Source organism: Bacteroides sp. A1C1 (genome assembly GCF_004328515.1).
Classification (GTDB): domain Bacteria; phylum Bacteroidota; class Bacteroidia; order Bacteroidales; family Bacteroidaceae; genus Bacteroides; species Bacteroides uniformis.
In genome coordinates this window covers 2,296,578-2,311,613 of record NZ_CP036491.1, presented here as the reverse complement: position 1 = coordinate 2,311,613, position 15,036 = coordinate 2,296,578, and the positions used below count along the sequence as shown (strand labels likewise).

The 15,036-nt window shown below is 50.0% G+C and carries 9 protein-coding genes; 6 read left to right on the top strand and 3 right to left on the bottom strand.

What is annotated here, in order from left to right:
• The first annotated feature begins 155 nt into the window (after positions 1-155).
• The 6 genes from ychF to EYA81_RS09305 all read left to right on the top strand — a co-directional run bounded on the left by ychF (position 156) and on the right by EYA81_RS09305 (position 8,855).
• Positions 156-1,259, top strand: coding sequence for a redox-regulated ATPase YchF (gene ychF, locus EYA81_RS09330; protein WP_057097379.1), 1,104 nt, complete (start codon positions 156-158; stop codon positions 1,257-1,259).
• A gap of 74 nt (positions 1,260-1,333) precedes the next feature.
• Positions 1,334-2,146 carry a carboxypeptidase-like regulatory domain-containing protein gene (locus EYA81_RS09325; RefSeq protein WP_117964340.1) on the top strand — a complete coding sequence of 271 codons (813 nt, stop codon included), beginning with the start codon at positions 1,334-1,336 and terminating at the stop codon, positions 2,144-2,146.
• A 14-nt stretch (positions 2,147-2,160) separates the two neighbouring features.
• Positions 2,161-3,081, top strand: coding sequence for a ketopantoate reductase family protein (locus EYA81_RS09320; RefSeq protein WP_117599895.1), 921 nt, complete (start codon positions 2,161-2,163; stop codon positions 3,079-3,081).
• Positions 3,082-3,167: 86 nt separating this feature from the next.
• Positions 3,168-4,070, top strand: coding sequence for a prolipoprotein diacylglyceryl transferase (gene lgt, locus EYA81_RS09315; protein ID WP_131225666.1), 903 nt, complete (start codon positions 3,168-3,170; stop codon positions 4,068-4,070).
• 101 nt (positions 4,071-4,171) lie between these two features.
• Positions 4,172-6,508 (top strand): alpha-xylosidase, encoded by a 2,337-nt coding sequence (locus EYA81_RS09310; RefSeq protein WP_131225665.1) that lies wholly within the window; start codon positions 4,172-4,174, stop codon positions 6,506-6,508.
• Between the two features lie 169 nt (positions 6,509-6,677).
• Positions 6,678-8,855 carry a glycoside hydrolase family 3 C-terminal domain-containing protein gene (locus tag EYA81_RS09305; protein ID WP_131225664.1) on the top strand — a complete coding sequence of 726 codons (2,178 nt, stop codon included), beginning with the start codon at positions 6,678-6,680 and terminating at the stop codon, positions 8,853-8,855.
• A 111-nt stretch (positions 8,856-8,966) separates the two neighbouring features.
• Here the strand turns inward: EYA81_RS09305 and EYA81_RS09300 are convergent, their stop codons facing one another.
• The 3 genes from EYA81_RS09300 to EYA81_RS09290 all read right to left on the bottom strand — a co-directional run bounded on the left by EYA81_RS09300 (position 8,967) and on the right by EYA81_RS09290 (position 15,035).
• Positions 8,967-11,594, bottom strand: a complete 2,628-nt coding sequence (locus EYA81_RS09300) for a glycoside hydrolase family 78 protein (RefSeq protein WP_131225663.1) — start codon at positions 11,592-11,594, stop codon at positions 8,967-8,969.
• A 15-nt stretch (positions 11,595-11,609) separates the two neighbouring features.
• Positions 11,610-13,760, bottom strand: coding sequence for a GH92 family glycosyl hydrolase (locus EYA81_RS09295; RefSeq protein WP_131225662.1), 2,151 nt, complete (start codon positions 13,758-13,760; stop codon positions 11,610-11,612).
• Positions 13,761-13,901: 141 nt separating this feature from the next.
• The gene (locus EYA81_RS09290; RefSeq protein WP_005824849.1) at positions 13,902-15,035 is read right to left on the bottom strand and encodes a glycoside hydrolase family 76 protein; all 1,134 of its coding nucleotides are present in this window, start codon (positions 15,033-15,035) and stop codon (positions 13,902-13,904) included.
• Position 15,036: the final 1 nt, after the last annotated feature.

Below are 15,036 nucleotides of genomic sequence, written 5' to 3'. Positions count from 1 at the left end.
CCCACTTTCCCCGGTAAGTACTATCTTTGCTTAAAAAAGTGAAGATAGGCTGCACCTCAGCATAAAAAATGAACGCGTTCATTTCATTCTGCCTTCGGTTTGCACTATCTTTGCATCCAATTAACTGAACAATAACTAAAAAACAAGATAACACTATGGCATTAAAAGCTGGTATCGTGGGCCTTCCCAACGTAGGAAAATCCACTCTTTTCAACTGCTTGAGCAGCGCAAAGGCACAAGCGGCAAACTTCCCGTTCTGTACAATCGACGCCCAAATGGGGCAAGTGTCCGTACCCGACGAACGACTGACGAAGCTCGCCGAGCTGGTTCACCCGGGGCGTATCGTACCCGCCGTGTGCGACATTGTCGACATTGCCGGACTGGTGAAAGGCGCCAGCAAAGGTGAAGGACTCGGCAACCAGTTCCTGGGCAACATCCGCGAGTGCGACGCCATCATCCACGTGCTGCGCTGCTTCGACAATGGCAACATCGTCCACGTGGACGGCTCGGTGAACCCCGTACGCGACAAGGAAATCATCGACACAGAGCTGCAACTGAAAGACCTCGAAACCGTGGAAAACCGCATCAAGCGCGTAGAGAAAATAGCCAAGGTGGGTGGCGACAAGGCTGCAAAGATAGAGTACGAACTCCTGCTCCGCTACAAGGATGCCCTGGAACAAGGACAAAGCGCCCGCACCGTCATCCCGCAGAACGACGACGAGGAACAATGCGCCAAGCAGATGTTCCTGCTTACTACCAAGCCCGTGCTCTATGTCTGCAACGTGGATGATGTCAGCGCCGCCGGCGGCAACCAGTACGTAGAGCAGGTGCGCGAAGCCATCAAGGGCGAGGATGCCGAACTTATCATCATCTCCGCCCAGACCGAGGCCGACATTGCCGAACTGGAGACATACGAGGAAAAACAGATGTTCCTCGAAGACCTGGGACTGAAAGAGAGCGGTTGCAACCGTTTGATTAAAGCTATCTACAGCCTGCTGAACCTCGAAACCTTCATCACTGCCGGAGAGATGGAAGTAAAGGCATGGACCTATCGCAAGGGATGGAAAGCACCGCAATGCGCCGGCGTTATCCATACGGATTTCGAGAAAGGGTTTATCCGGGCAGAGGTCATCAAGTATGAGGATTATATCAAGTATGGCAGCGAAGCAGCCGTGCGCGAAGCCGGAAAGTTGGGTGTGGAAGGCAAGGAGTATGTGGTGCAGGATGGGGACATCATGCACTTCAGGTTCAATGTGTAATGATATTCATTCCAGATGGCAATGTACTTTCTTTGTACATTGCCATTTTCTAATAAACTCCATACAATAACAATATGAAACAGATTATCTTCCTTTTATTCTTATTGTCCTGTACTGCCGTTTATGCACAACAGCAAGACTCAGTAACCATTCACGGACGGGTGACTGATTACAACGGACAGCCGATAGACAGTGCCAGCGTCTGGTGGCAAAACCCGCAGTTCAATGACATCATAGAAGCCATAACCGACAAAGACGGGCATTACACGGCCCGTATACCCAAAGGAAAATATCAAAGTGCAGCCTCTATTTATCTGCCCTCCTATGCGCACATTGCCATGAAAAGCGGGCTGCCCGAGACTGAACACCGCCTGGAGTTCTGGGCCTGGGATTTCATCGCCGACCGCGACACTACACTCGACATACGTTATCATCGTATGGAAGCTTATGGCCTGCGTGCTTTCCGCATCCCCGGAGCCATGCCTACTTATCAGATATACGTCCGTCCCATGAGCTTGACACGTACCTACCAATGGATGAAAGAAACAAAGCCCGAGTCATTGGTACACGGTGAAAACCTGAGTGACATTGAGCAACAAGAACAAAACGAAGAAGCCAAAGAATGCCAGATGGCTCCCCGCCCCGGGCAACTGAAAGTCACCGTCTGGATAGACGGCGAGAAAGTCCCCGTGCTGATGAAGCAGGAAATAAAAGAATATTTCGACAGCAACGAATATGGCAACGCCTATCTATTGACAGTAGACATGCCCAAGCATCCCAGAAAAGACCTTCCCTACCGTATCTTCAAAGTAGAGCTGGAAGACATGGAGAACGGTGACCGGGGCGAAGGGCTTTACTATATGGAAAAGGAAAACTACGTTCAATAAACCATACACAACAAATGGCAAACAGTAATCTGAAATACCTCATAGCAGGTACCGGCGGCGTAGGCGGAAGCATCGCCGCCTTTCTTTCATTATCCGGCAAAGACGTCACTTGCATTGCACGCGGCGAACACCTTGCCGCCATACGCGGGAACGGTCTGCAACTGCACTCCGATTTGAAAGGTGAACATTGTCTGAAAGTGGCGACATTTACCGCAGAAGAATTCCAAGGCAAAGCGGATGTTATCTTCGTCTGCGTCAAAGGTTATTCCGTAGACTCCATTACGGAACTCATCAAACGTGCCTCACACGAGCGTACAGTGGTAATCCCCATCCTGAATGTTTACGGAACCGGTCCCCGTATCCAACGGTTGGTCCCCGGCGTCACAGTGCTCGACGGCTGCATCTACATCGTAGGATTCGTATCCGGACGGGGAGAAATCACGCAGATGGGAAAGATTTTCCGGCTCGTCTACGGAGCACACCGCGGCACGATTGTTTCCCGTGAAACATTGGAAGCCGTGCAACGCGATTTGCAGGAAAGCGGCATCAAAGCCGAAATCTCCGACGACATCAACCGGGACACATTCGTCAAGTGGTCCTTCATTTCTGCTATGGCCGTCACCGGAGCCTATTACGACGTACCTATGGGCGAAGTCCAGAAACCGGGCAAAGTGCGCGACACCTTTATCGGACTGTCACAAGAGAGTGCAGCTTTGGGCAGGAAGTTGGGTATAGAATTTAAGGAAGACATCGTGCAGTATAACCTCAAAGTAATAGACAAACTCGCCCCCGAAAGTACCGCCTCCATGCAGAAAGATATGGCCAAAGGGCATCAGAGCGAAGTACAAGGCTTGTTGTTCGACATGATTACGGCTGCAGAGGCACAAGGGATTGAGGTGCCGACGTATAGGATGGTGGCGGAGAAATTCAAATAAACTGCCACAATGAACTGCCAAACGAGATAATTTCATACCTTTGTCCCGAACAACCCCGTAATTCAGTAATTTAATTCTTCATAAATATGCTATCACTACTCACCATCAACTGGAACCCCGACCCCGAACTATTCAACTTCTTCGGCATATCCATCCGCTACTACGGTTTGTTATGGATTATCGGCCTCGCTTTTGCCTACCTTATCGTGCAACACCAGTACCGCGACCGCAAAATAGACGAAAAGAAATTCGAACCTCTTTTCTTCTATTGCTTCTTCGGCATACTGATAGGCGCACGACTGGGCCACTGCATATTTTACGACTGGGCCTACTACCAAGACCACTTCGTTGAAATGATTCTCCCCATCAAGCAGACCGCCGCAGGATGGAAAATGACGGGTTACACCGGCCTTGCCAGCCACGGCGGCACGCTGGGCCTGATTATCGCCCTCTGGATGTACTGCCGCAAGACGAAGATGCACTACATGGACGTGCTCGACATGATAGCCGTTGCCACTCCCATCACCGCCTGCTGCATCCGCCTTGCCAACCTGATGAATTCCGAAATCATCGGCAAACCGACCGACGTGCCCTGGGCATTCATCTTCGAACGGGAAGACATGTTGCCCCGCCATCCGGCACAGCTCTACGAAGCCATCGCCTACTTCATTTTCTTCCTGGGGATGGTCTGGCTATACAAACGCGGGCAGAAGAAACAAGAGAGCAAACTTGAAACAGATTTCAGCACCACCAAGCGGAAATCAACCACCGTGCAGGCCGAAGCCTCCCTGCCCTATCACCGCGGTTTCTTCTTCGGACTCTGCCTGACGGAGATTTTCACCTTCCGTTTCTTCATCGAGTTCCTGAAAGAAAACCAGGTGAACTTTGAAGACAGCATGTCGCTGAACATGGGCCAATGGCTCAGCATCCCATTTGTCATTATCGGGGTGTATTTTATGTGTTTCTACGGAAAGAAAGCTTCCAAATAAACATTTAGGCCCTACATAAGCAACATACCTACCCCTTTCATCTGTGTAGATTTCTCTACTTTTACGGCATCGAAACAACAACCGTAAATCATATATTTATCATGAAAGAGAAACAACTGATGAAAGGGGCAGCTTTTATGCTGCTAGCAGCAACTGCCATCCCGCCCGCACATGCCCAACTGAAAACAAATGCCGGCGTGCAATACCTGCTTTCCCAGTCGAAAGACATGAGCCAGGATTTTCTGGACCTCAGCAACACCTATTTCTTTGCCGACAGCCTGGTATCGTTCGACACCTCCACCGGCAAGGGGACTGTCCAGTGGAAACGCCAGCAACTGATGCCCCGCCAGGCATTCAATGCAAACACCTACCTGCACCAGCCCCTCCAGTCACTGGACTTCCCGGAGACGGCCTACGACAACAATCCACAACTGACGTTCACCGTCGAACCGGTCAGCGAACGTACCCTCCGCATCCGTATGCTTACCTCGCCCATCGTACCGAAAGAAGATGCCGACGACCCCATGCTCATAGGAAAGCCTGCCGACGGACGCTCCTTCTGGAAAGCCGAGAAGACGGATAAAGGTACCCTGTACACCTCCCGATACGGCAGCCTGCTCATCGAGAATTACCCCTGGCGCCTGGTGCTGAAAGATGCCGACGGACGCCTGCTGACACAGACTCGTTGCTGGAGCGACAACGACTCCACACAGGTCAAGGTACCTCCATTCAGCTTTATCAAGCGCGGCTCGGACAACTCACGCAGCATCAATCCCGTATTCAGCCTCGCGCCGAACGAGAAAATCTACGGTTGCGGCGAGTCCGCCACCGCACTGAACAAGGCCGGGCAGAAGGTCAACCTCTTTGTCACCGACCCGCAGGGCCCCGAAACCCCGGACATGTACAAGCCTATCCCCTTCTTTTTCAGTAACCGCGGCTATGGCATGTTTATGCACACTTCCGCCCCCGTGACCTGCGACTTCGGCTGTTCCTACATCGGAGCCACCAAACTCTTCATGGCAGACGAAGCGATGGACATCTTCATCTTCCTAGGTTCGCCGAAGGAGATGCTGAGCGAATACACCGCACTGGTAGGACGGCCCGAAATGCCCCCCTTGTGGAGCTTCGGCACCTGGATGAGCCGCATCACCTACTTCAGCGAAGCAGAGGGCCGCGACGTAGCCCGGAAACTGCGTGAGAACAAGATACCGAGCGATGTCATCCACTTCGATACCGGCTGGTTCAGCGTGGACTGGCAATGCGACTACGCCTTTGCCGCCGACCGCTTCGACAATCCCCGGCAGATGCTCACCGACCTGAGGTCACAAGGTTTCCGCACCTGCCTCTGGCAACTTCCCTACTTCACTCCGAAAAACAAGTTCTTCCCTGAGTTGGTAGAACGCGGTCTGTACGTGCGCAACGGCAAGGGACAGCTCCCCTACGAGGACGTGGTGCTGGACTTCACCAACCCCGAAACCGTGCAGTGGTATCAAGAGAAGCTCGGCAACCTGATTGAAATGGGTGTAGGCGCCATCAAAGTAGACTTCGGCGAAGGTGCCCCACTGGATGCCATCTATGCCAACGGCCGTAGCGGACTATACGAACACAACCTCTATCCCCTGCGCTACAACAAGACCGTGGCCGAGGTAATCAAGAAGATACACGGCGAAAACATTATCTGGGCACGTTCCGCATGGGCAGGCTCACAACGCTACCCGCTGCACTGGGGCGGTGACGCCGCCACTACCGAAACCGGTTTCGAGGGAACCATCCGCAGCGGCCTCTCCATCGGACTGAGCGGATTCTGCTTCTGGAGCAATGACATAGGCGGCTTCGTGACCCAAAGCCCCGAAAGCCTCTACCGCCGCTGGCTGCCCTTCGGCTTCCTCACCAGCCACAGCCGCGTGCACGGAGCACCTCCCACCGAGCCGTGGTACTACGGGAAAGAGTTCACAGACTATTTCCGCCGTTGTGCCGAACTGAAGTACAAACTGATGCCCTACGTATATGCACAATCCAAAGAGTGCACCGAAAACGGCTGGCCGATGCTCCGCGCCCTGCTGCTGGAGTATCCCGACGACCCGGGTGCATGGCTGGTAGAGGACGAGTACATGTTCGGTTCCAATCTCCTCGTGGCACCCATGCTCGAAGAGGGCAGCGGACGGGATGTCTACCTCCCCGGACGGCAGAAATGGATAGACTACCAGACCGGAAAGGTGTATGCTCCGGGATGGAACCATATCGAGTGCGGCACCCTGCCCATCATCATTCTTGTAAAGGACGGTTCGGCCATCCCCCATATCCCCGTGGCACAATGCACAGACCAAATGAAGTGGGACAAGATTACGTGGAAGAAGTATCTGGCAGACGAAAAGAAAGCCGAAGGGTTGCTCTGTCTGCCGCAGGACGGACGGTTGCAACGAATGTCCATCCCATAATCCCCTATCCTTTCATGTACGAGATGCGCATCTCAAGTTGCATGAGATATACATCTCGTACATCATGAGATGCACATCTCGTGCAGACAAAAGGTATAGATTGAGATAACAACCAAGAATGTTTGCTATGACAACTCACTACATTGAATCCATTAAACCCTAATGAACCATGAGAAACAAGTCACTACTCCTCATTTTCTCTCTGCTGCTTTGCCTGCAGACAAGCGCACAACAAACACAAGCCTTCCAAGATACCACGCTCACCGACGAACAGCGCGTAGACCATCTTCTTTCCATCCTGACATTGGATGAAAAGATAAACCTTCTTTCCACCGACCTCGGTGTCCCCCGCCTCAACATTCCCCGTTGCGGACACTACGAAGGACTGCACGGGCTGACCCTCGGCGGGCCTGCCATGTGGGGCGGACGCCAAAGAACGGAAGACGGGAAAGTAGTCCCCACAGACTGCCCCACCACCATATTCCCCCAATCCTACGGTCTGGGCTCCACATGGGACACCGATTTGGTGCAGAAAGTAGCGGAACAAGCCGCTGAAGAAGCCCGCTACTACATGCAGACCACCGGTAACAAGCGTCATGCCCTCGTGATGCGCGCTCCGAATGCCGACCTTGCCCGCGACCCGCGCTGGGGACGTACCGAGGAGAGTTTCGGAGAAGATGCTTTCCTCACCGCCCAACTCACCATTGCCAGCGTACGCGGCCTGCAAGGCAATCATCCCCGCTACTGGAAAACTGCCTCTCTGATGAAACACTTCCTTGCTAATAGTAACGAGGACGGACGGGACAGCACTTCCTCCGACTTCGACACGCGGCTGTTCCATGAATACTACGCTTATCCTTTCTATAAAGGCATCACCGAGGGAGGCAGCCGCGCCTTCATGGCCGCCTACAACAGTTGGAACGGCATCCCCATGTCCATCCATCCCTGCCTCGAAGAGATTACCCGCAAGCAATGGGGCAACAACGGTATCATCTGTACGGACGGCGGTGCCCTGAAACTGCTGATTGAAGCGCACAAGAGTTTTCCAAGCTTTGCGGAGGGTGCCGCTGCCGTAGTAAAAGCCACCACAGGACAATTTCTCGACGTATACGTTCCTTACGTCAAGGAAGCGCTGGAAAAGGGATTGCTGACCGAAGCCGACATTGACAAAGCCATCCGCGGGAACATCTTCGTCGCCCTCAAGCTTGGCTTGCTGGACGGGGACCACTCCCGTAACCCTTATCTCTCCATCGGAAAGGACAGTACGCAGGCACCGCCTTTCATGACAGCAGAAGCCCGCAGGCTGGCACGGGAAGTCACCGCCAAGTCCGTGGTATTATTGAAAAACAAGAATCTCCTGCCACTCGATGCCGGAAAGCTGCGTAAAATAGCCGTTATAGGCCCGTATTCGGACAAAATCGTACAAGACTGGTATAGTGGTACCCCGCCTTACGAAACAACGATTCTGAGTGGCATACGCAATGCTGTGAAAGAAGGAACCGAAATCATCCACGCCGAAGACAACCGCATGGGCCAGGCGGAAAAGGCTGCCGCAGCCGCCGACATCGCCATTGTATGTGTAGGAAACCATCCTTACGGCACACGTGCGGACTGGAAGTTCTCTCCCGTCCCCAGTGACGGCCGCGAAGCCGTGGACCGCAAATCGCTGATGCTGCCCGATGAAGACTTGGTGAAGCTGGTGCTCAAAGCCAATCCCAATACCATACTGGTGCTCGTCAGCAGTTTCCCCTACACCATCAACTGGAGCCAGGAGCACGTGCCTGCCATCGTTCACATCACCCACTGCAGCCAGGAGCAGGGCAACGGACTGGCCGACGTACTCTTCGGCAAGGTAAATCCAGCCGGACGTACCGTACAGACGTGGGTGAAAGACATCATCGACCTGCCCGACATGATGGACTACGACATCCGCAACGGACGTACGTATATGTACCACCAAGGCCCTGTGCTCTATCCTTTCGGCTATGGTCTGAGCTATTCCGACTTTACGTACGAGAAGATTGAATCCGTCAAGCAAGACAAGAAGAACATCCGCGTGACGGTATCAGTGAAGAATACCAGCGGACGCGACGGAGAAGAAGTCGTACAGCTCTATGCCAGCTATCCGGACTCCAAAGTGGAACGTCCTTCCAAGCAGTTGCGCGCCTTCAAGCGTATCCCCATCAAGGCCGGCGAAACCCGGGAAGTGACGCTTACCGTTCCCAAAGAGGAGCTCGGCTATTGGAACGAAGGAAAGCAGATGTTCGTTGTAGAACCCGGAACGGTGAAGCTGCTGATAGGGGCTTCGTCGGAAGATATACGGTTGGAGGGAAAGATCAGGCTATAAGAATGAAAAAGCCATCCCTTAACATACCGACTATAAAAATTAGCGAGTTATGCCACAACAACGTGGCAAACCCGCTAATTACATATTTGCAAGCATAAATGAAGTACAAGGTCACTTTATAATAAACTCATATCTTCCTGCCGCCAGTTCCACCACCCGTACATTCTCGGCCTTGTCAGGTAAAGTGAGTGTAGCTGTACTGTTAGCGGGCACTGTAACTTCATAATGCACACATTTCCCTTTCCATTCCCAGCGAGAAACAATTTTACCGTAAGGCGACCGATGACGAGCTTCAAACCGTTTCAATCCCTTTATGAAATGGGGACGGAGCAGAATGTTTTGAAAACCAGGTTGCGCGGGATCAGGGAAAATACCTCCCAGCCCCTTGTAGAACCAAGCACCTATTTCACCGAACATCATATGATTGTCCGAGATGTCACGAGTAGCCTGCAAATCCCAGTTCTCGAGCAGCGTAGTGGCACCGTTCACCATCCACCAACCCCATGAAGGATAAGTGTCCTGTACAGCCACCTTATAAGCTGTTTCAGCATAACCATTTTCGCTGAGTGCATTCAGAATAGCTTTAGCTCCTAATACACCCACATCCAAGTGAAAACCGTCCTCCTCTACCTTATGTGCCAAGTTAGCTGCCACTTTTCCTATCAACTTTTCGGGCACAATCTTCCATTGCAAGGGAACACTCAATTCGGTTTGTGAACCTTCGGCATAGATGCCTGTTTCTCGATTCAGGAACTTATCATTGACAGCTTGCTTTATCTCCTCCGACAAGGCATTATAATATTCGTAATCGGCCTGTTTGCCGAAGAGTTTGGCAGCAGCGGCCAAAATCTTGGTATCTACATAAAAGTAGACCGAGGAAGTCAGCTCTTTATTGGATTTTGACTTCACCGGCACCCAGTCTCCGCGCCCCCACGTAGTGAGATGATTGTTAGAGATACGCTCCACATAATCCACATAACGTTTGATGCTCTCGTAACAATCGCTCAAGGGCTTGCTATCACCGTAGAAGAGGTAGATATTCCAAGGGATGATGGCAATAGTACTAGTCCAGTCCAGCCCGTTGTCTGTACCATATCCCCATCCACCAGTTGGAATAATATCGGGCAGCACTCCGTTGGGCTGCTGTTCGTCACGATGGTCGGCCAACCATTTTTCGTAAACGGTAATTCCATCAAAGTTATAAAATGCTGCCTCAATGGCAAAATGACCGTCACCAGTCCAACCGTTCTTCTCGCGCTGAGGGCAATCGGTGGGGTAGCCCATCAGATTGGAAAGGTAAGAGTGATTGGCAGCATGGAGCAGCTTGCCTATCAGTGGGCTCGAAGATTCCAAGCTACCTACTGCCGGCACATCACTGTGCATGAAGTAAGCAATCAAGCTGTTTTGGTCAAGCTCAATAGGCTTATCTGCCACTACCTCCACATAACGAAATCCCTTGTAATTAAATCGGGGCATGAACTCATCCTCTTCTCCACTCAGAATGAGAATGTCCGTCTGAAAAGGGTCTTTCTCCTTATCGCCTCGAAAGTAGACATCAATGTTCGAGAGATCGAGGCGGCCATTTGGATGTAAGCGTTCGCCATGTTTGATTCTGACCTCCGTTCCCCGTTCACCCGAAACATGAATACAAGTCACACCGGACATATTTTGCCCGAAATCATAGATGTATGTTTTCTCGTCCACTTTGCGGAAAGAGACGGCGGGGAAAATCTTTACATTACGGATGGGATGTACTTGCTGGGCAGTGACATTGGAAGAAGGTACACTCCGATAGGCTACTCCGCGCCACTTGGAATCATCGAATTCCGGAGTGCTCCATCCTTTCTGCTCCAGACGTGCATCGTAGTGCTCGCCAGTATAGATACTATTAAAAGTGATTGCACCCGACGCTGTCCGCCAACTGAGATCGGTGGGAATAGTCTCCACGCTTCCATCGGTGTAAGTAATGCGCAAGTCCAGACAGAAAGCGGGACGGTTGCGCCAAGGGGCACGGTCGAAGTCCCACACTGCTTTGGATTGATGGTTATACCAGCCGTTACCCAAAAGTACGCCAATAGCGTTGTCACCATTCTGTAATTGTGAAGTCACATCATAAGCCACATACAAGTTGCGGCGATCAAAGCGGGTATAGAGAGGGGCAAGGCAGTGGTCTCCTACCTTCTCGCCATTGATGTAAAGCTCATATAGTCCAGCAGCGGCAATATAAGCACGCGCTGACTTTACCTTTTTGCCGGTCTTGAACTCTTTTCGGAAGTAAGGGGCAGGCCCATAATGAATATCCTTGCCATCGCCAATCCAAGCACCTTGCCAATGTTGCATCCCCATCATGCCCGTTTCAAAGTAAGAGACAGGAGAAGCTGTCTCCTTATATTCCATGTCGCTGCAGATTACTTTCCAATAATATCTAGTGAAAGGCTGCAGTTTTTTGCCCGCATAGGCCACAAGCTGATTACGGGAATCGTTCTTTCCACTATCCCACATCCTGCCACAGCCATTGACCACATTCAACGAGTCTTCGTCTACCACAATCCGCCAGGAAGTCTGCACAGCTCCCTGCCTACCATCTTCCATCCGCCAAGAAAGGCGTGGAACGGGATTATCCAAACCTATAGGTCTGTCAAGATGTTCGCTCCTCAGATCAACCAAACGAACCGGAGTCTGCCCTTGTACAGTAATGCAAGCAAAGAATGTGAATAGAAGCAGTATATTTCTTTTCATAACTCCATTGTTTATCTATTCCGTAGTAATCACCAGTTCCTTGCCCTCCCTCAGTTGGTCATGGGTGATAAAGTAACCGTCAATCTTTTTACCGTCATAAGTAATGTCAATAATCTTCTTGCCGCTTCCTTTCTTCACAATCGTAAAGGGACGACCATTCAGATTGAACGTCACTTTATCGAACAAGGGAACAGTAACAATATATTCAGGATCGGCAGGCGAATAAGTGTAAAGTCCAATAGCATTGAGCACATACCACGAAGACATCTCGCCGGCATCATCCATCCCTGCATAAGCCAGCTTGTCGGCACCCATGTCATAGTAGTGGTTCATCAGACTGTCAAGAATGCATTGGGCTTTCTCTTGTTTGTCTATGAAATAATAGGTGTAAGGAATGCTGTGTCCCGGCTGGTTTCCGTGGCAATAGTTTCCGATGAATCCGGTCAGGTTATGGGCCTCGTAACCTCTCCACGGTTCGCTGAATAAGGAATCTAGTTTAGCCTCCACCGCCTCTTTACTGGGATAGAGCTTAATCATGCCTCCGGGGTCGTGGGGGGCGAAGAAGAGGGCGTTCCATGCATTGGCCTCACGGTACATGTACTGGTAATAGGGATAATACGGATCGAAATCCTGAATCCAGCTACCATCGTCAATCTTACCTCTCCAAAAGCCGGTAGAGGGGTCGAATAGCGTCTTGTAGTTGTTGGAGCGTTCCATCATCAGTTTGTAGTTGGCTTCATCTCCCAGCTCCTTGGCTACCAAGGCTACGGCATAGTCATCGTAAGCATATTCCTGGGTCTTGGTCACAGCCCCTTTGTATTCGTCCCATGTGGGTACATTCACTGTGTCTTTTTCAGCAATCCAACCTCGCTCCATATACTCATCCAAATAGCGACGTCCTCCTTTACCGGGCACCGTAGCATTTTTCAGAATCAACTTATAAGCACGCTCCAGATCGAAATCATGCAAACCACGCAACCAAGAACCAGAAATAAAAGTGGAAGCGTGATCACCATGGAAGAAGGTGGGCATGTAGCCGTCACGCTTCTCACCTTTGTCAATAATAGACCTAATGATGTCAGTAGTCACATCGGGAGAAATCATACCTATGAGTACCAGTTTGTTGCGATAATCGTCCCAAAAAGAAGGGTCAGTGTAATAGTGGAAGCCGTTATTCACTACTTCGCCACGGACATCAGTATATTCATGATTCACATCGCTACGCAAAGCCGGCCATTTAAAAGCATGGAAGAAAGTAGAATAAAACAATCTCTTTTCACGTTCCGTGCCACCTGCAACTTGAATCTTGGAGAGGAGTGCTTCCCAAGCCGCATCAGCTTCTTCTGCCACTTGTGCAAAACTTTTGTTCAACATTTCGGCCTTCAAATTCATTTGAGCATTCTCTATACTCACAAACGAGAAACCAGCCTTCACTTCCAAAGGTTCAACACCTTTGCTGTCGATAAAACGCAGCACAGCCACCTCATGTTTGTCGTCTTTTACCATTTCCACTTGGCCTATTTTATAGTTGGTCTTAGCGTAAAAGTAGATTTTACCGTCGCCATCCTGATAACCCGTGAACGTATTATCGTCAACCTTCTCAATCTTCCAATCACGGACATCATTATTAGAACGGCGGATGTCTACCAATAACGACTTATCGTCGCCCTTGGCGAAAGTATATTTATGGTAGGCACAACGCAAGGTACTGGTCAACTCGGCGTTCACTTTATAGCGTTCCAGATAAACTTGGTAATACCCCGGATGCGCAGATTCCTTCTCGTGACTAAACCCGGAGCAATAATTACCCGGAGCGATAGTTCCCACCACTGGCAACATGGGGACATGCAACAAGTTCCAATGCCCTTTAGCAGTATGTGAAAAACCATAAATCACAGTGTCCTCATATTGATAGCCCGCACCGCTACGAAACTGTGTAACGGGGCTGAGCTGCACCATTGCGTTGGGCAAGGTAGCACCCGGATAAGTTTCCGCACCCCATGTACGTGACTTTATTTTGCGCGTATACCCTAAGTCCTCAGGCTCCCACAAAGTAGCCGTACCCAAGAAAGGATTGACATATTCGGTTAATTTCTTCTGCGTACCGCCACAGCCCGTCAGAACAATCAGGGCGAACAGTAGAAATAAATATTGATTCTGTTTCATCTTTTGTGTTTATTTTATATCAAAAACTGTTGTCTCTAAAAACATTATTTCCAAAATAACTGTCAATTAAAAATGGCTCTAAAAAAAATGTGCCGAAACCCAATAACCAGATTGAGTTTCGACACACTTTTAATTGCTAACTTATTTCAAGCTCTTTTCAAAGAGAGCTTTGGCTTCAATCAAAGTACAACCACTTGTCTGCGTAGTCAGATGGTTGTTGCCGCTATTGTTCATTGCCCAGTTAGTATTATACAGCAAATCAAGTTTATTGATTCCCTTTCGCCACAAAATTTCAGCATTATTGTTAAAGAAAGTGATGAATTTCTTCTTATATATGGGGTCCAAATTCGGTTCCATAATCAGCTGCACATAATAACGCATGAAAATACCCTTAAACAAACCTCCGTCACCATCGCCTTCATCACGAAGTAAATTGTTTCCAGTATCTATCATGCTGCTATTACTGATAGCGAAATTGGCAGCCTTACGAGCATCTTTCAAATAGGACTCTTCTCCTGTGATCTTATACAGTTCGTAAGCAGCACCCAAGAATGTACCTTGGTTATAAGAAAGAGAAAGTGTACTCAACTCACCCGTCTCACCGTTCACATTATCATAGATGGCGCCGGTAGCAGGGTTAAATAAATTTTCACGCTCCCATTTATAAATATTGACAGCCCAATCCAAATCCTCCTGATTCCCGTTAATACGGTAAAGACGAGCAGCAATCAAAGCAGCAGGGCCGTTGGAACAAGCATTTTTGCTCCATAGCTGGTCGTGAGTCCAAGCAATGCCACCACCTGCGTAATCGTTCCAACCGGTCTTGATTTCATTCCACATCTCTTGAGAAGTTTCCAGATACTTGTTTTCATCAGTAACTTCGTACAAGCGAATCATGGTGAGAGCAATCCACTCCATATCATCATAAAAGTTGTTCCAATAACTGCCACCGTTCTTTGCCTTGATACCGACATACCATTTGTCAAACAAGTCGCTGTACTTGCTATCTCCGGTACGATTGTAAGCATCTATCATCACATCCATAGCATGAGCCTGCGGCCAATAATGGAAATCCTTGATTGAACCGTCATTCCCGTAGTTGAAATAATTCTCTTCCGTATTCCAGAAACGATCTATCAGGGTCACAGAACTGCTGTCGGCAGCCGCATCCCAATCTATGGTGTAAAGCCCCTTATCATACATATACTCATCTTCTATCTCGCACGATTGAAGTGCCAAAAGAAGCAGGGGCAGACAAAATAATATTTTTTTCATA

Coding starts and splice junctions, on each gene's coding strand:
- ychF (WP_057097379.1), top strand. CDS start 156: ATGGCATTAAAAGCTGGTATCGTGGGCCTTCCCAACGTAGGAAAATCC.
- EYA81_RS09325 (WP_117964340.1), top strand. CDS start 1,334: ATGAAACAGATTATCTTCCTTTTATTCTTATTGTCCTGTACTGCCGTT.
- EYA81_RS09320 (WP_117599895.1), top strand. CDS start 2,161: ATGGCAAACAGTAATCTGAAATACCTCATAGCAGGTACCGGCGGCGTA.
- EYA81_RS09305 (WP_131225664.1), top strand. CDS start 6,678: ATGAGAAACAAGTCACTACTCCTCATTTTCTCTCTGCTGCTTTGCCTG.
- EYA81_RS09300 (WP_131225663.1), bottom strand. CDS start 11,594: ATGAAAAGAAATATACTGCTTCTATTCACATTCTTTGCTTGCATTACT.
- lgt (WP_131225666.1), top strand. CDS start 3,168: ATGCTATCACTACTCACCATCAACTGGAACCCCGACCCCGAACTATTC.
- EYA81_RS09290 (WP_005824849.1), bottom strand. CDS start 15,035: ATGAAAAAAATATTATTTTGTCTGCCCCTGCTTCTTTTGGCACTTCAA.
- EYA81_RS09295 (WP_131225662.1), bottom strand. CDS start 13,760: ATGAAACAGAATCAATATTTATTTCTACTGTTCGCCCTGATTGTTCTG.
- EYA81_RS09310 (WP_131225665.1), top strand. CDS start 4,172: ATGAAAGAGAAACAACTGATGAAAGGGGCAGCTTTTATGCTGCTAGCA.